This window comes from Methylobacterium sp. NEAU K, assembly GCF_030700285.1.
Classification (GTDB): Bacteria; Pseudomonadota; Alphaproteobacteria; order Rhizobiales; family Beijerinckiaceae; genus Methylobacterium.
On record NZ_JAUYZJ010000041.1, the window covers coordinates 1 to 18,835 of the forward strand.

Genomic DNA, 18,835 nt, shown 5'->3' on the forward strand with positions numbered 1-18,835 from the left:
GGCGGGCCGGCACGGGGGCGGCGGCCGGCGCGGCGACGCGCGAGGCGGCCGGCTCCGGCCGGGCCGGGCCGGGCCGCGGGGCGGCAGCGAACGCCTCCGGCTCGTCGCCCTCCGGCGGCATCGCGGCCCTGCGGGCGGGCGCCGCCGACGCGGCCGGCTCGTCCCGCGCATCGAACACGGGCTCGCGACGGGTCGCGCCCGGCCGGGAATCCTCGGGCAGGTGCTCGGCCCAGGGCAGGTCGGCATCCGTGAACGCGCGCCGGGCCGCGAGCGCCGGCGAGGCGCTGTCGAACGGCTCGAGCCGGCCCGTCCGCCACGCCGCGACCCGGCCGGCGAGGGCGACGCGCATCCGCATCAGACCCTGCGCCAGGGCGCCGATGCCGACGAGGCCGAGGCTCGGCTCGTCGGCATCCTCGCGCTCGTCCCGGCCGGACGCGCGGCCCCGGGCCGCCGGCTGCCGGACGGGATAGGGCTCGTCGTGGATGGAATCCTCCTCCTCGGCGCCGAAGCGGCAGGCGCCGGTCAGGCTGAGGATCGCCACCGCGGCATACCCGAAGCCCACGAGATGGGCCGCCGCAGACGAGACCGCTCCGACGATCACCCGCGCCATCGACAGCAGGCCGTCGCCGGCCACGCCCCCGAGCCCGGTCGGCAGCGGCCAGCGGGCTGTTGGCGGCAGGGCGCTCGCCACCGCGCTCGCGGCGCAGAAGCCGATGATCCAGAGCGCGACGCGCAGGCCCCCCTGCGGCAGGTCGCGCTCGCGCATCAGCCGGACGCCCCAGAGGGCGGGCGGCAGCACGAAGGCGAGCGCGCCGAGGCCGAGGATCTGCATCGCGAGGTCGGCCAGGACGGCGCCGGGCTGGCCGAGCACGTTGTGGGCCGGGTGGTCGGTGGCGTGGTTGAGGCTCGGGTCGTCGATCGACCAAGTGGCGAGCGCCACGGTCAGCGCGACCGCGCCGGTGAACAACAAGAACCCGCCGAGCTCCGTCAGGCGCTTGCCCAGGAACGGACGAACGCTGTCGACGAAGGTATCGTAGGGCGACGCGGGGCGGCGAAGCGAGCGCATGCGGGACCGGACGCGAAACGGGGACTCTCGCCCGAGGCTAGGCACGGGGGGCTTAACGACCCGCTAAGGTTGAGGAAGCCTGACCGGCCAGCCGGCCCCGTCGGTGCCCACCGGATCGCCCGGTCGCAGCCGGGGCGTGGTGCAAAAACCGCCCCGCTATGGCACAGAAACGGCCATGAACATCGACGGCAAGCCCTATCGCACGATCTTCCCGGACCCGGACGGCGTCAGCGTCCAGGTGATCGACCAGACCCGACTGCCCTTCGCGTTCGCGCTGAAGCGGCTCGCCACGCTCGACGATGCCGCGGTGGCGATCCGCACCATGATCGTGCGGGGCGCGCCGCTGATCGGCGTCACCGCGGCCTACGGCCTGGCGCTCGCCATGCAGGCGGATCCGTCGCTGGACGGGATCGACCGGGCGGTGGCGACGCTGGCCGCGACGCGCCCGACAGCGATCAACCTGCGCTGGGCGCTGGACCGGGTTTCCGCCAACCTGCGGCAGGTCCAGCCGGAAGAACGCTTCGTCCGCGCGTTCGCGGAGGCTGGCCGCATCGCCGAGGAGGACGTGGCGAGCTGCCGCGCCATCGGCGCCCATGGCGGCCAGATCATCGCCGACCTGCACGCCGCCACGGGGCGGCCGGTCACGGTGCTGACCCACTGCAACGCCGGCTGGCTGGCCACGGTGGACTGGGGCACCGCGCTCGCGCCGATCTACGCCGCCCACGAGCGGGGCGTACCGGTGCACGTGCTGGTGGACGAGACCCGGCCCCGCAGCCAGGGCGCGGCGCTGACCGCCTTCGAGCTGAACGGCCACGGCGTGCCCCACACGGTGATCGCCGACAATGCCGGCGGCCACCTGATGCAGCACGGCCGTGTCGACCTGTGCATCGTCGGCTCGGACCGGACCACGGCCTCGGGCGACGTGTGCAACAAGATCGGCACCTACCTGAAGGCTTTGGCGGCCCACGACACCGGCGTGCCGTTCTATGCGGCGCTACCGTTCTCGACCATCGACTGGACGCTGGAGGACGGCATCCGGGAGATCCCGATCGAGGAGCGCGACGGGCGCGAGGTCACCCACATGACCGGGCGTCTGGCCGACGGCGGCTTCGCCACGATCGAGGTGGTCTCCCCCGGCAGCCCCGTGGCCAACCCGGCCTTCGACGTGACGCCGGCGCGGCTGATGACCGGGATCATCACCGAGCGCGGCGTCTGCCTGGCGAGCGCCGAGGGGCTCTACGGGCTCTATCCGGAACGCCGGAAGGCGGCCTGAGCCGCCTCACCGCACCCCGGGCCGGCCCGCCTCGGCGAGCTGCTGTGCCCGCGCGCCCTGCCGCTCGAACATCCAGCCCGGATACTCGGCCGGCAGGGCGCTCACCGCGTCGAGGTTATCGAGCTCCTCCGCGGTGAGCTGGAGCTTGGTCGCTGCGATGTTGTCCTCGAGCTGGTCGAGGCGCTTGGCGCCGACGATCACGCTGGTCACCGCCTTGCGGTGCAGGAGCCAGGCGAGCGCCACCTGCGCCACCGAGACGCCCCGCGCTTCCGCGACCGCCCGCATCGCGTCGATGCAGGATTCCGCGCGGGGCCGGTCGACCGGCGGGAAATCGAAGCTCGCGCGCCGGCCCTCGCCCGATCCACCGGAATACTTGCCGCTGAGCAGGCCGCCCGCGAGCGGGCTCCAGACCAGGAGGCCCAGCCCCTCGGAGCGCAGCATCGGGACGATCTCCCGCTCCAGGTCTCGGCCTGCGATGGAATAATAGGCCTGCAGCGTCTCGAAGCGGGCGAGCCCCGCCCGCTCGCCGATCCCCAGCGCCTTGACGATCTGCCACGCCGCCCAGTTCGAGACGCCGACGTAGCGCACGTGGCCGTGCTGCACGAGAATGTCGAGGGCCCGCACCGTCTCCTCGATCGGCGTCGCGGGGTCGAAGCCGTGGACCTGATAGAGGTCGATATGGTCGAGCTGGAGCCGCTTCAGGCTCGCCTTGCAGGCATCGATCAGGTGCAGGCGCGAGGCGCCCTTCGCGTTGGCACCCGGCCCCATCGGCCCGTAGCCCTTGGTGGCAACCACGACGCTATCGCGCGGGACCTTGAGATCGCGCAGGGCCCGGCCGGTGATCTCCTCGGAGAGTCCCTCCGCGTAGACGTCGGCCGTGTCGATGAAGTTGATCCCCGCCTCAAGGGCCCGCCCGACGAGGCGTCCGGCCTCCGCCTGGTCGAGGGCGCCGATCTGGCGCCACATCCCGGCCCCGCCGCCGAAGGTCATCGTGCCGAGGCAGAGCTCCGAGACGAACAGCCCCGTGTTGCCGAGCTTCTTCTGGTACATGCGCGCGTGATCCCGTCCGTGTCCGGGGCGACAACGCACGGGGGACCGGAACGGGTGCGCTCAAGGCTCCCAGCGGTGGAAGACGGCGCTGTCGAAGGCGAAGACCGGCTCCCCGCGCTGGTTCACCCCGGTGTTCCGGGCAAACGCCAGCCCCCAGCCGGGCCGCGAGGCCGAGGCGCGCTTGTCGGTGAGCCGGGTGCTGAACCGGACCGTGTCGCCCGCATAGACGGGCTTCAGCCAGCGCAGGGACTTGAACCCGGGGGAGGGGCCCGCTTCCGGGACGGGGCCGCGGGTGGCCGTGTAGGCCGCGTCGCGGGCGCGCGTGGTAAGCAGCCGGTTCATGTAGGCGGCGGCCGTATGCCAGCCGGAGGCGCACAGGCCGCCGAAATGGGTCTGCTTTGCCGCCTCATGATCGAGGTGGAACGCCTGCGGGTCGTAGGCCTGCGCGAAGGCGACGATCGCCTCGGCGCTGAACGGGTAGGCGCCGAGGTCGCGCACGGAGCCGATCTCGGCATCCTTCAGGAACGGCAGGATCTCGGCATCCTCCGGCTCGGTCACCGGTCCGGGCGCACCGGTCTCCACCGGGCGCGGCGGCAGGGGATCGGTGCCCCGCCGGGCCAGCATGAAGGTGAAGCGCTGGGTCAGCACCGTCTCGCCGCGCTGGTTGTCGAGGGCGAGGCTCGCCGTCACGAAGCCCAGCCCCGGCTTCGAGGCCGAATCCCGGGTGCCGACGACCCGGTAGGTGAGCGTCAGGGCATCTCCCGGCAGGACCGGCGCCAGCCAGCGCAATTCGTCGATCCCCGGCGCGCCGAGCGACGAGCCGCCCCGGAACGGCCCCTGCTGGAGCAGCCGCATCCCGAGGGCGGCCGTGTGCCAGCCCGAGCCGATCAGCCGGCCCGCGAAGGTCGATTCCGCCGCCGTCTCGTCGAGGTGGAACGGCTGGAAGTCGAAGTCTTTCGCGAACTCGACGATGTCGTCGCGGGTCACAGTCAGCGGCGCGCCGACGATGACGTCGCCGACCGAAAAGTCCTCGACCGCAGGGTCCGGCATGGCGGCCTCGTCCAAGACGTGAGCGGGATCAGTTGGCGAAGCGGAAATGCAGCACGTCGCCGTCCTGCACCACGTAATCCTTGCCCTCGAGCCGCAGCTTGCCGGCATCCCGGGCGCCCGCCTCGCCGTTCAGCGCGGTGTAGTCCTTGAACGCGATCGTCTCCGCCCGGATGAAGCCCTTCTCGAAGTCCGAGTGGATCACCCCGGCGGCGCCCGGGGCGCGGGTGCCCCGGGTGATCGTCCAGGCCCGCGCCTCCTTGGGACCGACCGTGAAGTAGGTCACGAGGCCGAGCAGATCGTAGCCCGCCCGGATCACCCGGTTGAGGCCGGGCTCGGTCAGCCCCACGGCCTCCAGGAACTCGGCCTGGTCGGCCTCGGCCATCACGGCGATCTCGCTCTCGATCTTGGCCGAGACCACCACCGCCACGGCGCCCTCCGCCTTGGCGCGGGCGAACACCGCCTCCGAGTAGGCGTTGCCCTTGTCGGCGTCAGCCTCGTCGACGTTGCAGACGTAGAGGACCGGCTTGGCAGTCATCAGCCCCAGGGACTGGAACAGCCTCTCCTCGTCGGGCTTGCGCTCGACGAGACGCGCGGGCTTGCCCTCGCGCAGCAGCGGCAGGGCCCGGTTGACGAGGTCGAGGCTCTCCTTGGCCTCCTTATCGGCGCCCTTGGCCTTCTTCTCCAGCGCGACGGCGCGGCGCTCCAGACTGTCGAGGTCGGCCAGCATCAGCTCGGTCTCGATGGTCTCGATGTCGGCCGCCGGATCGACCTTGCCCTCGACATGGGTCACGTCGCCGTCGGTGAAGCAGCGCACCACGTGGGCGATGGCGTCGACCTCGCGGATATTGGCCAGGAACTGGTTGCCCAGGCCCTCACCCTTGGAGGCGCCGCGCACCAGCCCGGCGATGTCCACGAAGGTCAGCCGCGTCGGGATGATCTCCTTCGAGGCCGCGATCCGGGCGAGGTCCTGGAGCCGCGGATCCGGCACCGCTACCTCGCCGACATTGGGCTCGATGGTGCAGAACGGGTAGTTCGCCGCCTGGGCGGCCGCCGTCTGCGTCAGCGCGTTGAACAGGGTCGACTTGCCGACGTTCGGCAGGCCGACGATGCCGCATTTGAAGCCCATGGACTCAGTTCCGTTGAAGCACGTCGCCGGGGAGGACCCGGAAGGGATTGATGAGGGTGAGCCCCCCGAAGGTCGTGCCGTGCGCCATGTCCTCGGTCAGGAAGACACCGCATCCAGCATTGTTTGCGGAGGCGAGCAGCAGGCAATCGAACCACGGGTATAGCCCAGGCTCTGGCGCACCGCCCAGGCGGTCTCGACCTCATCGTCGGTGATCGGCTTTTCGCCCCAGACGCGCAGGGCCGCAAGCTCTTCCCGGATGTCGTCGATCGACCGGCTCCGTTCGTCGCGGAGAATCCAGTTCGTCAGCTCGTTCACGACCTGGAGGTTGATACAAGCCCGCTCCGCGCTGCCGGGGGCGAGGAGCCGGGATGCGGTGCGCTCGCGCTTGCCGGAATCGCGCCCGTCGCGGGCGTTCATCAGCACGTTGGTGTCGACGAAGACGCGCTCACTCATTGAGCGCGTCACGCGGCGGGGCCTTCCCGTTCTCGTCGGTCAGGTTCATCAGCGGTCCCGCCAGGAAGCGCTCGATCGCCTCGGGCTGCGTCATCGGTTGGCCGATCCGCCGCTCCACCGTCTCGGCCACGAACCGCGACAGGCTCTTGCCCTCCCGGGCTGCGGCGACGCGGGCGCGCTGCAGCAACGCGTCGTCCATCGTCACGGTGACGTTCTTCAAGGTGGCCTCCACGGGCGATATCGTGTTCCCGTGTTTGCGTGTCAATTTCTCGCGCCCAGCGTCTTCACCTCGTCCCAGCCGCGGCCCGCCATGGCGAGGTGGACCTTGTTCTGGAAGCTCGCATCCTCCCCGGCCGCCAGCAGCGCGGCATGGTCGGCGACCGCGTGGGCGAGATCCTCGACCCAGGGCAGCTCGGCCTTGCCGAAATCGTTGAGCACGTAGGAATGCACCAGCGCCTTGTCGCCCGGATGGCCGATGCCGAGCCGCACCCGGCGATAGTCGTTGCCGCATTGCGCGGTGATCGAGCGCAGGCCGTTATGCCCGGCATTGCCGCCGCCGAGCTTCACCCGGAGCTTGGCCGGGGCGAGGTCGAGCTCGTCGTGCAGCACGATCACGTCGCCCAATGGGATCTTGTAGAAGCGCTGGGCCTCCGCGACCGCGCGGCCGGACTCGTTCATGAAGGTCGAGGGCTTCAGCAGGATCGCCCGCTCGGGCCCCAGCACCACCTCGGCGGCCTCCCCCTGGAAGCGGTGGCGGAACGGGCTCGCCCGGTGCTGACGGGCGATCGCGTCGATGGCGAGGAAGCCGATATTGTGCCGGTTGCCCGCGTAGCGCGCACCCGGGTTTCCGAGGCCGACGATCAGCCGCATGGTGGAGTCCCCGACGCGATTCCGTTCATGGTGCATGCCTTTCGGCGCGGTCTCTGGCACGCTTCCGCGCGCGGCGCATCCCCGACCGCGCGCCCCGCGGCGCCGGGCAGGACGACACCGTCAGCGCCGGTCGGACGTCTCCGTGCCGCGGATCCCGCATTCCGGACCAGCCCGGTTCCGGTCGTGCGGCAGCGCACGGAATCGGGTGAACCCCGGGTAGAGTATCGCGGTTGAGAGGTCACATTCGGCCAAGCAGAGCCGCAGCGATCAAGACCGCCGGAACGACGATCTTCCTCACTCGACACAATTGACCGGATGGCTTCCCGTCGAAGTCATACGCAGACACAGGAGATCATCATGAAAGTCCGCATGCTCGCCGCCGCCCTGGTCGCCGCTCTCGCCACGCCGGCCCTGGCGCAGGGGCTCGATTCGAGGCACTCGCCCTATCCGGCCTCGGCCTATTCGGGATGGGTCGGCCGTTCCGGGATCCTGCAGCAGGAGACCGTTCGCTCCGAGCGGGCGCCCGCCTATCGCTACGCCGGCCCGCATGCTGGCGGCCCGGCCAACGCCCTGGCGCGGTACTGAAGCGCCGCTGGGTCCGCGGATCACCCGCGGGCCCGTCCCTGGGTAGGGGATCGCCGGCTTCGCCGGCCGTTCAGGACGCCCGGACGGGCCGATCGCCCGGCGTGACGGCGCGGATTCCGGGACCCGGCTCGGCCCTGCCGCTCTCCACGGGACCCGACACGACCTCCGCGGGGTCGGTCTCGCGGATCTGCCCCGGGCGCAGGGTCCCGACCAAAAGATCGACCTGGCTTACCAGCCGGGCGAGCGAATGCCCGCGTTCGAGGGCGGGCCGCTCGGGCAGCGGCCGGTCCTCGCCGAGCGCAGCCAGGGTGGCGGCGATCCAGGCCCGCCAGGCCTCCGCCTCCGGGGCCGCCGCCTCGGGCGCATGCCGCAGCACGGTGAGCCGGGCGCTGATCCGGCGCAGGGTCGCGTCCGCCACCATGGCGGATTCCACCTCCGGGTGGCTGCCGGCACGGGGCTGCTGCAGGGCGCGGGACAGGGCCGCCTCCAGGTCGTTGAGGGCGAGACCGGCTCCGCGGGCGCCCGCGGGGATCGCGGCCTCGCGGGCCTCGCCGGGGCCGGCGAGCAGCACGGCCTCTGCGAAGCCGGCATGGGCCTTGAGGGCGCGGCGCAACTCCTGGCGGACCTGGTCCGGCTCCCAGATCGGCCAGAGCACCAGGCAGCTCGCCACCGCGATCAGGCCGCCCAGCACCGTGAAGCCGGCGCGCATGAAGACGATCTCCCAGGAGCTGTGGCCCGGCTCCAGCAACTCGACCAGCAGCACCACCAGCGGCGTCAGGCAGGTGACGAAGAAGCCGTAGGAGATCTGGCGCGCCGCGAACCCGACCACGCTGAGCACGAGGATCAGCCCGGCCTCCATCAGCGGGGTCGTGGCGTAGTAGGCGAGCACCGCGCCCGCGAGGCCGCCCAGCACCGTTCCGCCGATCCGCTCCAACGCCCGCTGCCACGTCGCGGCGTAGAACGGCTGCATGGTCAGCACCACGGTCATCACCAGCCAGTGCGTGAACGCGCCGGCATAGGTCAGGGTGGCGGCGAGCGCCGGCGCCGCGACGGCGGTGGCCCGCAGGGCGTGCCGGAGGTTCGGCGAGGCGAGGGTGAAGTTCTGCCGCAGGGGCCCGACATAGCGCGTCCAGCGATCGAGGCTGCGGCCGTCCGTGAGGGTGCCCCCCGGCCGGTAGCCCTCCGGTGTCGAGAGCTTGGCGCCGATCCGCACGCGCCCGACGATCCGCTCGGCCAGCCGCGCCAGGGTCGCGTCCTCCGACAGGCCCTCGGCCGACCGGGCGATCGAGTGCTCCAGCCGGGCGAGGTCGAGGCTGGCATCGTCGCGGATCGCCCGGGCGATGGTCACCAGGAGCGGCCGCAGGCGCCGCAGGAAGATCTTGGCGAGGGCGCGGCGGCTTGGCGAGGGCCGGCTCTCGATCAGCTCCGCCACGGCGATCAGCGCGGAGAAGATCTGCTCGGCGCTCTCCAGGCGCAGCAGGGCCTGGGCGGTGCGGTCCGAGACGCGCTCGCGGGAGCGGGCGAGGTCGAGGATCATCGTCCGCGCGGTCTCGATGCTCGCCCGCACGCCCCGCCGGTGGCCCCTGGCGTGGCCGTCGAACGCGTCGGCGTCGGGCTCGGTCAGGGCGACGAGCCGTTCGAGATCGCCGCAGAGGCGCGCGAGGCCGTGCCAGACTTCCGCCACCGCCCGGTGCGCCGGCCGGTAGGGGTGAAGCCGCCAGATGACCAAGGCCAGCAGCGTGGCCCAGAGGCCGCCCGCCGCGAACATCAGGGCGACGATCCCGGCCTGCTCCGGGCCGAGCGGCCGGTCGAGGGCGATGCACAGAACCACCACCAGCACGTTGCCGGCCGACTGCGCCTGCACGCTCCAGACGCGGACGTACGAGCAGGCGAAGATCAGCGCGCAGGCGACCGGGACCACCACGAGGAGCCCCAGGGGCTGCAGCAGACCGAGCCCGGCCCAGAGCAAGCCGCCCAGGACCGAGAAGGCGGTGAGCGCGCGCAGGCGCACCCGCATCGGCCCACCATTGTCGCAGAAGCAGGCGAGGTTGGCCGCCAGCGCCATCGTGAGCAGGGGCGGCCACTGAACCCAGATGTTGATCAGGATGACGACGCCGAACGCGAAGGCGGCGCGCACGCCCTCCACGAGCCGCACGCCACGCAGATCCAGGCCCGTCGGCAGGCGCCTCAGGTCCGCGCCCGGCCGGGCGAGGCTCCCCCGCCCGGCGGCGGCCCTGCGGCGCCGAACGCGGTCTGGCGGCGATGCGGAGGGACTCGGCGCGGGCAACCTTCGGACTCCTGTGCGGGCACGGCGCCCCCGCATGAACCGCACCCCGTACCATCCGGATCCGCCCCGTGCCGCATCCGAAGAATCGGAACGCCCGGCTCCGCCCCTCCTATGCGCCACCGATCCAGCTGGCCGCGTCGTCTGGGGTGGTGTAGCTTGCTGGAAGCCTCCACGATCACCGGCTGGGGCCGGGATGATCAGGCTGCCAGAGGCGGCAGGCTGACGAGAGGATCATCGCCGATGGGAGCGCTGCTTTCCAGAGCGATGTCGCGGGCGCGTTGCACGGCCCGCGCGTCGTTCTGTTCGAGCAGGATCGCGCCGACGAGGCGGGTGATGGCGTCCTCATGAGGGACGATGCCGAGGACCTCGGTCCGGCGCTCGATCTCGCCGGTCAGGTGTTCCAGCGGGTTGGAGCGCGACACGGCGCAACGCTTGACGCTCGGCAAAGCCCGTGGCTTCTGAGGCACCACGGCACCAGAGACTCCGTAGCTCAGCTGGATAGAGCAGCCGCCTTCTAAGCGGCAGGTCGTAGGTTCGAGCCCTACCGGGGTCGCCAGAATTTAACCCGCTTGGTCAACGACTTGGCGGGTTTTTGTTGCCATGGCTACAGCGTTCGAGCTCGCAACACGTCGCAACACGAATCGTTATTTTACAACGGGTTACGACGTGAGCCGACGCGCTTGCGGTTGCTCCATGCAACACGGACGCAACACGGTCGCGGATAAAATCACCGCCATCCGAGCAGCACGACGAGTCTGGAGAACGTGACAGGTTCGAAACCCGTCCAACGGTATCCAGAGAGAACCCCGGCTCAGTTCAGGCGCCCCACCCCGATGGTCACCCGACGCGCGCTGATGTCCCGGCCCGCCCTTACCGGAGCCTTGGTCACGGCAGGCAGCCTCATGAGCGCAGGATACGCGACTGCGTTCGAGCCTCATCGCGTGCAGGACACCAACTATCGCCTATCGCCCCAGGGCTGGCCACCCGGCTTGCGCCTGCGCATCGCGGTCCTGACTGACTTCCACGCTCATCCGCGCTGCATGGGCGAGGCCGAGATCGCGGCGGTGGTCGCTCGGACCAACGCGCTCGCCCCGGATCTCACGGTGCTTTTGGGGGATTACGGCTCGCAGAGCACAGGCCCGTTGCCGTTCGAAACCGTTGCCAACATCTTGCGCGACCTCACGGCGCCAAAGGGTGTCTACGCGATCCAGGGCAACCACGACTGAAGCGATGATCGGGAAGCGCGCCGCCGCGGCCGCGGTCCTACGCGCGCCGAGCGAGCGCTGCGGGCGGCCGGCATCGCGTTCATCGAGAACACGGCGGTGCGGCTCGATCTGCCCGTGCCGCTCTGGCTGGCTGGACTGGAGAGCGAGGAGACGCCGCGTGTGCCGCGCGTACAGAAGCAGTTCGATCGGCACCGCCTTGGCACCCTCCAGCGAACACTCCGGGCTGTGCCAGTGGGCGAGCCCATCATCCTTCTGGCGCATGAGCCGGACATCTTCGCCCTGAACCTCGATCCGCGGGTAGTCCTGACGTTGGCGGGCCACACGCATGGCGGCCGAATCCGCATCCTGGGTTGGTCGCCCTGGATCCCCTCTCGGTACGGCCTGCGATACGCCTACGGCCATATCGTCGAGCAAGGCCTCGATCTGATCGTGTCGGCTGGTCTGGGGGCGCACTTCGTTGCTGGCCGCCCGCTACGCCTGGGTGTGCCGCCCGAGATCGTCATCGTCGATCTTGGGCGGCCAGACCCTGCTACAGCATAGGGTGCTGAGCGGCGCTCACTTGGCAGCAACGGCCTTCTTGGGCTTACGCGCCCGGGTCGGCTTTTCGGCCGGCGCAGCAGTCGGCTCGGCAGCCTTCTTCCGGCCGGGGCCCTTCAGCGCCTTGGCGGTCGTCTCAGCGACATCAGTGGCCTTCGGTGCAGCGTTCCGGCGCTGTTGGCCTAGGCCGATGCTCTTGGCCATAGCGGAGCGCTGGGCTGAGTAGCTGGCCGCTGTGGCCGGGTAATCTCGTGGCAAGCCGAAGCGCTCGCGGTACTCCTCGAACGTCATGCCGTGCGTGCTCAGGTGCCGTTTCAGCGTCTTATAAGGCTTGCCGTCGATGAAGCTGATCAGCGCATCTGACTTGATCGACTTCCGGATCTGCCCGGGCGTCAGCCTCTCCACCTCGGGCTCAGCGGAAGCTGAAGCGCCGTTTAGGCCAGCGACTGCAGCGTGAACATCGGCCAGGAGAGCCGGCAAGTCGGCAGGTCGGACGGAGTTGTTCGACACGTACGCCGCAACGATGTCGGTTGCGAGCTCGATGAAAGCGGACTTATCTGCCGTCGGATTGGATGTATTTTCGTTCACTTGCGCCTCCTCAATGTGAGTGCACAACGAACGCGATCACTTTGATGGTACGTCAAGAGCGCTCTTAAGAATGTCGCCCATATAAGTACGTTGTCTACCGGTTCTTCCGACCAGCATCCAAAGCGCTTGAGCAAGAGCGCGCACATGAACGAGAAGGCCTCGGGCTGCCTGAGCAGCCCAAGATCTCGCGTACGAGGGGTCACTTAGCCGCGGCTGCTCTCGCAACCGATCTGCCGAGACCGAGGCTTTTGGCGATCGTGGCTCGCGATTCAGAGTAGTTTGCCGCAACAATTGGATAGTCGCGCGGCAAGCCGTAACGCTCGCGGTAGCTCTCAGGGGTGTGGCCATGCTTGGTCAGATGGCGCTTGAGCGTCTTGTAGCTCTTGCCGTCGATGAAGCTGACGATCCCGTCGGGCTTGATCGATTTCCGGATCTGCGTGGCCGTCGGCATATCCTGCTCGGGCTCCGCCGAAGCGGACGCATCGCCTAGCCCAGCGATCGCAGCATGAACGCTGGACAGCAGCGTCGGCAACTCGGCTGATGGCAGGGAATTGTTGGCCACATAAGCTGATACGATGCTGGCAGCCAGCTCCACAAATTCGATCCCGCTCGATCCAGTTTGCGTCATCTCGTCTTCCATCCATTCGTCTCCTAAATAGGTTTCGGACAAACTCGAGAATTTTTCTGATCAGTCAAGGGTTGACGATCGCAGAGACGCCGTTACCGTAACGAAATGTACTCTTCCTATAGCCTGCAGCGGAGGTGACTAATTCCTGAGCTTCTGGTTGTTAGAAATGGCTGCGGTCCGCTCAGGCGGCCGAGGCCTTCGCCACGTGTGCCCGCTCCCGGAAGGGGCGGGTTCCTATTGAGAGACGTGCCCTTATCGAGCGAAGTATCAGAACTGGTGTTCTGACGCACTGAGGTGTGCGAATTCAGCGCCTCTGAACGCGGCGGGAATGACATGGGCTGCGCCGGCGTGTGATGCCGCACGGTTACAGTTTTCAATAGGATCAAGACTGCGAATCGCCCCCGGCTACGGGCGCAGCAAGAGGGCGAAATCATGCGAAATGGAGCGAGACTACCGTCATGGCTTGCACGTCGCGGCTACTCTGCGCAGCTGAAAATGCACTTGAGCCACGCTGCAAAGGTAAAGAGATCGGATCTGGCTCGAATCGATCTGGCGCTTGAGGCCGAGCCTCAACGTGTCGGGAGGGCCATTGAGCTGCAGCAGTACCTGACTTGGCGAATGGTCAAGGCCAGTTGAGCCTTTTTATGAGCCCCAGGCCCACTGGGTGGCCCGGGGCTCCCTCGTTGGGTCGGGCTTGCCTGAGAAGTCGGCAGTCCGAGGATCCTCGTCCGTCAGCCGGGTCGCCCCAATTTTGTAGGCTCCCTCGTACGCGACAGGTCGCCGGTTCAGCGTCGCGAAAGCCGATGCTGGTCGGCTATCCTGTCGGGATGGTACAGCCAAAATTGCGGTCTGCCTCAGCCCTGCATGTCGGGGGAGCTTCGGCACAATGACAAAGCGACCGGTCGGCATGCTTCCTCGAAGGCTGGGCCGCGAGCAGGTGGCGGAGTACTGCGGCTGTGATTCGGTATCAGCCTTCGACGATTGGGTCATGAAGGGCACAAGAAGGGCCCAGGACCGCATTGCCGAGCCGCGCTCTGGATGCCGGCTTCCTGCTGATTTTCTTTGTCACCCCGACGATCGCGCGCCAATGCTCCGGCTGCTACTGCAAGAGCGGACCAGTTTTCGCGGTCCGAATGGTCGGCGCATCGGCTATAAGGCAGCTCGATAGGGCATGCGGCTCGCCCCCCGAACTCGCGTTGCACCTTTGAGCATCACGAATAGGACTGCGAGAACGAAGGCGCCATGCCGGCCGAAAGCGGTATGGTGCATTGTAGGTGCCGCCTTCAAGGCCCAATGCACTGAATGCCGTAAGCGCCATCCGCGAGGATAACGATGGTGGCCCAGGGTAAACCGCAAAGGCAGCTATCGCTGCTGAATAACTAGCAGCTTGGTGATGGCAAGGCTATAGGCTGGCGGTTGTGCAGAACTGATTGTAACCAACTTGCAATTGCCTTGCCCGATCTTAAAAGAAGCAGCCGCGGTTGGGGGGGGCGTTGATGGACGACGGCCTGCTGGGTGATCGAACTAAAGTGCGCTCTGGTGCAGGCTGCCAATGATTCCGGATTTTGACCCTGTCACGGGTTACCTGCCCCAAGGGGAGCATCCGGCTGACTGGGATGAGCTGACGACCCGCTTCGCGTGGAACGCTCACAGGCGATACCTCCTGTCCGGTCTGCAACGGCTCGCCGCCGCCCTACGTGACGAGGGGTGCGTGTTGTTCTTGATCGATGGCAGCTTCGTCACCCAGAAGGAATTTCCGGGGGACTTCGACGCCTGCTGTGATTACACGGGATTGTCCCCTATCGCGCTGATGCGCTTGCGTTTAATGGGCAGCAAGGAGATCATGAAGGCCGAGTACCTTGGCGAGGTTTACGCCTATGAGGAGTCAGTTCCCAGCGCCCCCCGGTACACCTTTCGCGAGTTCTTTCGACGGGATTTGGACGAGATCCCGAAAGGATTGGTACGGCTGAATCTCGAAAGCGTGCCGTGATCGTGACCCAGGCTCAGTATGAGATCGCCCGAGACCGCATTCGGCGCTTCAACGAGGCGTTGTCTGATTTGGCGGCCCATGACCCATCGTGGCTGCGCGACTTGCAGATGCGGGATATCCGCGACCAGATAGGCGTTCTGGAGGACGACCTCGCACGTTACGATAATCTCACCTCGGGTGAGGTCGAGGAGATTGTCGTCGATCGTTTGGCCGATTTGCCCCAGGCTCTGATTCAAGGGCGCATCGTGGCGGGTCTAACCCAAGCTGAGCTTGCGCGCGAAACCAGACAGTCGCTGCTGAAAATCCAGCAATGGGAGCGCGACGGCTATTCGCGTGTGCCCGTCAGTGTCATGCAGAGGATCGCCTCGGTCCTGCCGGTGACCATGCGCGGCCGCGCACGAGTGCAGATGGATGCACCCCTGCGCCCGCCCTTGCGGACACTCCTGACGCAAGCGGGCCTCCCAAGAGAAGTCTACGACGACGTGATCCTACCGTCTCGATATGAGGGCATCGCGCGCGACGACGAGATCGACAGGCGTCTTGAACGCCTCTTCGGACATGGTGCAGCGGAGTTCGTGGGCGGGAGAGGCTTCGCCCCCGTGCCGCTGCGGTTCAAGCTTCCGGCCAACGCAGAGCAGGAGCGCACGCGAGCCTACGCGGCCTATGTTGAGGGCGTGTGCACCATCGTGGCGGCGACCCAGCCTCGACGCACCGCAGACCTGCCGACATCGTGGCGCGACATGCGGAGTTTGCTGTTTCCGGAGGACGCGGTCGACCTAAGAACTGCGGTGCGCCAGTGCTGGTCACTCGGGATCGGCGTCATTGGCCTGCGGGATAAAGTCGCTTTCCACGGGGCCGCTAGGCGCATCGACGGGCGCGCGACAGCTGTGCTGAAACCCTCGTCACGTCATGCGTCGCGGTGGCTGTTCAACCTCGTCCATGAAATCTTCCATATCGTCTCCGAACCGGAGGACTTTACCCTCATCGAGGGCAACGAGACGTCGCGGGAGCGACGCGAGGCCTTGAGCGAGCGCCGAGCGAACCGTTACGCCGCCATGGTCCTGACCAACGGAAGCCTCGCGGATGCGTTTGCCATGATCGCACGGCGCGCCGAGGGCAGTGTCGCGCGGCTGTCCGCAGTGGTCCGGGAGACCGCGAACATCTATAGGATCCCGGTCGGCATCCTGGCGAATCTGGTCGCGGACGACGTTCAAGCTACCAGCGGTATCAACTGGTGGGGGACGGCGGAGAACCTGCAACCGCCGGGAGATGATCCCTGGAAGATTGTCCGCGACGTGTTCATCGAGGAGGCTGACTTCCATACGCTCGGCAGCACAGAGGCCGCCGTACTGCGACAGATTCTGGAAACGCGCGATGAGTGATCCATTCGCCGAGCTCGACGCTCCCCTCCCGTCAATCAAGGTGACGTGCACCTCGACGGACTGTGCGAACGACCAACACTGTTACCTACAGAAACGCAAAGTCGAAGGCACGCACGTCTTCGGAGCATGCCGCTCTTGCGGCGCTCAACCGACCTTCGACATCGTCCGTCTGCGCGCCCGTGATATCGGCGACGTGGCCTACACGTTCGCCGCTATGCGCCATGAGATGATCAGGGAGCACTATTGGACGAAGCCATTCGACGAGAAGGCGCTTAAGCTCGCTCGGAAGAAGGGACGGGATGGGGTTCTGAGCAGCGTCGCAAACCGTATAAGATCCTCGATCGGCAAGAAGGCCAACGGGTTTGACGGTCGGCAGACCAAGCTTGAGGGCAATGTATTGTTCTACGCCCAGCACGCGACGGCGACTTGTTGCCGCAAATGCCTATCTTACTGGCATGCCATTCCGGCAGACCGTGACTTGATGCCAGAAGAGGCGCGATACTGCGAGGATTTGATTGTCGCGTACTTAGATGAACGACTGCCGCCCCTCGACCCGGGGCCATGATGCGCGCTCGGGGGCTTGATACACCCTATAGGGACGCGAGCCTGCGTTCGCGCATCATCGATCCGGAGACGCGCAGCGTGCTCGTGTCGCGGATCTGCGGTACCCTTCAGGAGAGGGACCTGTCCGCGCCGACAAATTGCGACGGCCTCGGGCGTGTCAGGCACTTCCAGCGGCATGTCCTTCCGGGCTGGCCGGACAACCCGCTGCCCATCGCTCCGGCTGCACGCTGGCTCGGCGTTCAGCCGCCGCTTGAGATGACCGCGCAGGTGTTTCAGCTCGCCGCGTGCGCTTGGCGATGCTGGTACTGTTACGTCCCGTACTCCTCCCTTCGGGCTGCTCCCGAGAGGTCCGTTTGGCGGACCGCGGACGCACTCGTCGACGCCTATCTTGGGCTCAACGAGCGTCCACCCATCCTCGACCTCAGCGGCGGATCGCCCGATCTCGCCCCCGAATGGATCGCCTGGACCTTGGAGGCCGTGGAGAGGCGGGGTGCGTCGCGCACCACGTTCGTGTGGTCAGACGATAACCTGTCGTCAGACCGCCTCCTCGATGGCAAGGGCAAGCCCATACTGGATGTGATCGCGAGATACCCAAATTACGGGCGGGCTTGTTGTCTGAAAGGGCTCGATGCGCCATCGTTCGCGTTCAACACTCGAGCGCACCCGGACGGTTTCGAGCGTCAGCTCACGATCCTCGCAGGCTACGCCCGGTCGGCGATCGACATCTACGTCTATCTGCCGCTCGTCGGCCCACCGAGCGCTTGCCCGCGGGCACAGGTCGAAGCGATTCTAGAGCGTCTGATCGCGATCCGTCCCGACCTGCCGGCTCGGACCGTGCCGCTCTTCATCGGGCGCTTTCAGACCATGGTGGGGCGCATCGACGCCTCACGAGAGCGCGCTCTCGAAAGACAGTGGGAGCTCCTAGAGCATTGGGAGACGCTTACTCGCGCGGTTGCTTTACCCCAGTGAGCGCGATGCTTCGGCTAGCGCATCTCGTCGAGCGCGAGGCGCCACGAGCCGCAGATTTCGCCGCACTCACCGAGGTTTGCGAGGGCGCTTGGCCGGGCGACGTCAGGCGGCTGCTCGCCGAAAGCCCTAGCGCGGAGGCCCGGCGGCTCCTCGCGAGTATCAAATGGCCGTCCGCCCGGATTTCTTCGGATCGCCGTCTGCCGCTCGCCCATCCCCTCGACGCGGATTGGCGTTTCACGCGCGAATGTGCCGAGCGCGTCCTCGATGCCATCCTCTCCGCGGCGTCTCACGCCGGCGACATCCTGCTAATCGCCATGCCGTCCGTCGCGCTGGCCGCCTATGATCGCGGCTTGGCGCACCGGGTTGTGATCGCGTCACGTGACGGCGATCCCATCGATGCCGCACTCAGGGCCGCTATGACCGGTTGCCGGTTCGTCGACCTGCCGGACATTCCCGCGAGTACATTCCAGACAGTTGCGCTCGATCCGCCATGGTACGATGATGTGGCGCTGCCGCTCATCGAGACCGGGTTGCACGCCGCAGTCGCGGATGGGCGTGTGCTCATCTGCGCGCCTGACCACCTGACGTCGCCGTCCAGCGCACAGCGCTTGTCCGCATTGGCGACCACTCCTTCGGTGCTTGGGTTCTCCGCAGCCGAGTTCGTAGAGCGCGTGCGCTACGCAACGCCGTTCTTCGAACTACGGTGCCTGGAAGCGGTCGGCATCACCGGCATTAGTCCCAGATGGCGGACCGGCCTCCTGTACACATGCACGCCAAGTCCTAGCGCCTCACGGGGGCGTTATGTGACGCGCGCCGTGGGTGACGGTTGGCGCGAGATGCGGCTTGGGGCGACCCGCATCTGGATCCGCCGGCTTGCATCGCAGGAGAATGCTCCGGACGTGGGTGTCGCCCGCTCGATCAGTCGGACCGATCCCGCACGCGAGATTGCCAGCGTGTGGACTTCGGGGAACACGTACGCCACCAACGTCGGCGACATTGGACCGGAGGCTATCAAGAGGGCTCTCGAAGAACCGGCGCCTCAACCGTGGCAGCGTCAGTTTCGGGCGGCGATGCTGGATGAGATCGCGGCTATGGAACGAACGGTGGATTTCACCTAACTGAGTGGCAGGTCATCGACCGGAGACATGCTTTCCGTGTAGGCTCCGGTCGGCAGGGCGCGGAGTCGCGGAG

General features: G+C 67.7%; 20 protein-coding genes and 1 tRNA gene. 10 read left to right on the plus strand and 11 right to left on the minus strand.

The features are described from left to right. Nucleotides 1–1,066: DNA translocase FtsK 4TM domain-containing protein (locus Q8W67_RS23395; RefSeq protein WP_305550248.1), on the minus strand; the 1,066-nt coding region annotated here is incomplete at its 3' end. Between the two features lie 175 nt (nucleotides 1,067–1,241). Here Q8W67_RS23395 and mtnA point away from each other — a divergent pair. Further along, nucleotides 1,242–2,339: an S-methyl-5-thioribose-1-phosphate isomerase gene (gene mtnA / locus Q8W67_RS23400; protein ID WP_305550250.1), complete on the plus strand. Its 1,098-nt coding sequence runs from the start codon at nucleotides 1,242–1,244 to the stop codon at nucleotides 2,337–2,339. Between the two features lie 6 nt (nucleotides 2,340–2,345). Here the strand turns inward: mtnA and Q8W67_RS23405 are convergent, their stop codons facing one another. From Q8W67_RS23405 to pth, 6 genes are all read right to left on the minus strand, one after another. Continuing rightward, the gene (locus tag Q8W67_RS23405; protein ID WP_305550252.1) at nucleotides 2,346–3,389 is read right to left on the minus strand and encodes an aldo/keto reductase; all 1,044 of its coding nucleotides are present in this window, start codon (nucleotides 3,387–3,389) and stop codon (nucleotides 2,346–2,348) included. 60 nt (nucleotides 3,390–3,449) lie between these two features. Further along, a complete protein-coding gene (locus tag Q8W67_RS23410) occupies nucleotides 3,450–4,439 on the minus strand; it encodes a MaoC family dehydratase (RefSeq protein ID WP_305550253.1) in 990 nt (329 codons plus the stop codon). 28 nt (nucleotides 4,440–4,467) lie between these two features. Next, nucleotides 4,468–5,565, minus strand: coding sequence for a redox-regulated ATPase YchF (gene ychF / locus Q8W67_RS23415; protein WP_305550255.1), 1,098 nt, complete (start codon nucleotides 5,563–5,565; stop codon nucleotides 4,468–4,470). A gap of 96 nt (nucleotides 5,566–5,661) precedes the next feature. Beyond that, on the minus strand, nucleotides 5,662–6,018 hold the full coding sequence (locus tag Q8W67_RS23420) for a PIN domain-containing protein (RefSeq protein ID WP_305550256.1): 357 nt from the start codon (nucleotides 6,016–6,018) through the stop codon (nucleotides 5,662–5,664). After that, nucleotides 6,011–6,250, minus strand: a complete 240-nt coding sequence (locus Q8W67_RS23425; protein ID WP_305550257.1) for a hypothetical protein — start codon at nucleotides 6,248–6,250, stop codon at nucleotides 6,011–6,013. Before Q8W67_RS23425 ends, Q8W67_RS23420 begins: the two co-directional genes overlap by 8 nt. A 29-nt stretch (nucleotides 6,251–6,279) precedes the next feature. After that, nucleotides 6,280–6,888 carry an aminoacyl-tRNA hydrolase gene (pth, locus tag Q8W67_RS23430; protein ID WP_305550258.1) on the minus strand — a complete coding sequence of 203 codons (609 nt, stop codon included), beginning with the start codon at nucleotides 6,886–6,888 and terminating at the stop codon, nucleotides 6,280–6,282. Nucleotides 6,889–7,245: 357 nt separating this feature from the next. On the opposite strand from pth, the gene Q8W67_RS23435 reads away from it, so the two are divergent. After that, nucleotides 7,246–7,473, plus strand: coding sequence for a hypothetical protein (locus Q8W67_RS23435; protein ID WP_305550260.1), 228 nt, complete (start codon nucleotides 7,246–7,248; stop codon nucleotides 7,471–7,473). Between the two features lie 70 nt (nucleotides 7,474–7,543). On the opposite strand, the gene Q8W67_RS23440 is transcribed toward Q8W67_RS23435, so the two are convergent. Together Q8W67_RS23440 and Q8W67_RS23445 are read right to left on the minus strand one after the other, a co-directional pair. After that, nucleotides 7,544–9,796 carry an FUSC family protein gene (locus Q8W67_RS23440; RefSeq protein WP_305550305.1) on the minus strand — a complete coding sequence of 751 codons (2,253 nt, stop codon included), beginning with the start codon at nucleotides 9,794–9,796 and terminating at the stop codon, nucleotides 7,544–7,546. Between the two features lie 161 nt (nucleotides 9,797–9,957). After that, complete coding sequence (locus tag Q8W67_RS23445; protein WP_305550262.1) at nucleotides 9,958–10,206, minus strand: transposase; 249 nt, start codon at nucleotides 10,204–10,206, stop codon at nucleotides 9,958–9,960. A gap of 33 nt (nucleotides 10,207–10,239) precedes the next feature. Here Q8W67_RS23445 and Q8W67_RS23450 point away from each other — a divergent pair. The 3 genes from Q8W67_RS23450 (at nucleotide 10,240) to Q8W67_RS23460 (ending at nucleotide 11,526) form a co-directional block, all read left to right on the plus strand. After that, nucleotides 10,240–10,316: transfer RNA gene (locus Q8W67_RS23450), tRNA-Arg, on the plus strand. A 346-nt stretch (nucleotides 10,317–10,662) separates the two neighbouring features. Next, nucleotides 10,663–10,986 carry a metallophosphoesterase gene (locus Q8W67_RS23455; protein WP_305550263.1) on the plus strand — a complete coding sequence of 108 codons (324 nt, stop codon included), beginning with the start codon at nucleotides 10,663–10,665 and terminating at the stop codon, nucleotides 10,984–10,986. A 96-nt stretch (nucleotides 10,987–11,082) separates the two neighbouring features. After that, nucleotides 11,083–11,526 carry a hypothetical protein gene (locus tag Q8W67_RS23460; RefSeq protein WP_305550265.1) on the plus strand — a complete coding sequence of 148 codons (444 nt, stop codon included), beginning with the start codon at nucleotides 11,083–11,085 and terminating at the stop codon, nucleotides 11,524–11,526. Nucleotides 11,527–11,541: 15 nt separating this feature from the next. On the opposite strand, the gene Q8W67_RS23465 is transcribed toward Q8W67_RS23460, so the two are convergent. Both Q8W67_RS23465 and Q8W67_RS23470 read right to left on the minus strand, forming a co-directional pair. Next, complete coding sequence (locus tag Q8W67_RS23465) at nucleotides 11,542–12,111, minus strand: MucR family transcriptional regulator (RefSeq protein ID WP_305550266.1); 570 nt, start codon at nucleotides 12,109–12,111, stop codon at nucleotides 11,542–11,544. Between the two features lie 199 nt (nucleotides 12,112–12,310). Then, nucleotides 12,311–12,751, minus strand: a complete 441-nt coding sequence (locus Q8W67_RS23470) for a MucR family transcriptional regulator (protein WP_305550267.1) — start codon at nucleotides 12,749–12,751, stop codon at nucleotides 12,311–12,313. A 1,540-nt stretch (nucleotides 12,752–14,291) separates the two neighbouring features. Here Q8W67_RS23470 and Q8W67_RS23475 point away from each other — a divergent pair. The 5 genes from Q8W67_RS23475 to Q8W67_RS23495 are packed head-to-tail and all read left to right on the plus strand — an operon-like array spanning nucleotide 14,292 to nucleotide 18,762. Next, nucleotides 14,292–14,729, plus strand: a complete 438-nt coding sequence (locus Q8W67_RS23475; protein ID WP_305550269.1) for a hypothetical protein — start codon at nucleotides 14,292–14,294, stop codon at nucleotides 14,727–14,729. Further along, on the plus strand, nucleotides 14,726–16,111 hold the full coding sequence (locus tag Q8W67_RS23480; RefSeq protein ID WP_305550271.1) for a helix-turn-helix transcriptional regulator: 1,386 nt from the start codon (nucleotides 14,726–14,728) through the stop codon (nucleotides 16,109–16,111). The genes Q8W67_RS23475 and Q8W67_RS23480 overlap by 4 nt, the downstream gene beginning before the upstream one ends. After that, nucleotides 16,104–16,676, plus strand: coding sequence for a DUF4186 family protein (locus tag Q8W67_RS23485; protein WP_305550273.1), 573 nt, complete (start codon nucleotides 16,104–16,106; stop codon nucleotides 16,674–16,676). Before Q8W67_RS23480 ends, Q8W67_RS23485 begins: the two co-directional genes overlap by 8 nt. Further along, the gene (locus Q8W67_RS23490; RefSeq protein WP_305550275.1) at nucleotides 16,673–17,644 is read left to right on the plus strand and encodes a radical SAM protein; all 972 of its coding nucleotides are present in this window, start codon (nucleotides 16,673–16,675) and stop codon (nucleotides 17,642–17,644) included. The genes Q8W67_RS23485 and Q8W67_RS23490 overlap by 4 nt, the downstream gene beginning before the upstream one ends. Beyond that, nucleotides 17,641–18,762 (plus strand): hypothetical protein, encoded by a 1,122-nt coding sequence (locus tag Q8W67_RS23495; RefSeq protein WP_305550277.1) that lies wholly within the window; start codon nucleotides 17,641–17,643, stop codon nucleotides 18,760–18,762. The genes Q8W67_RS23490 and Q8W67_RS23495 overlap by 4 nt, the downstream gene beginning before the upstream one ends. Nucleotides 18,763–18,835: the final 73 nt, after the last annotated feature.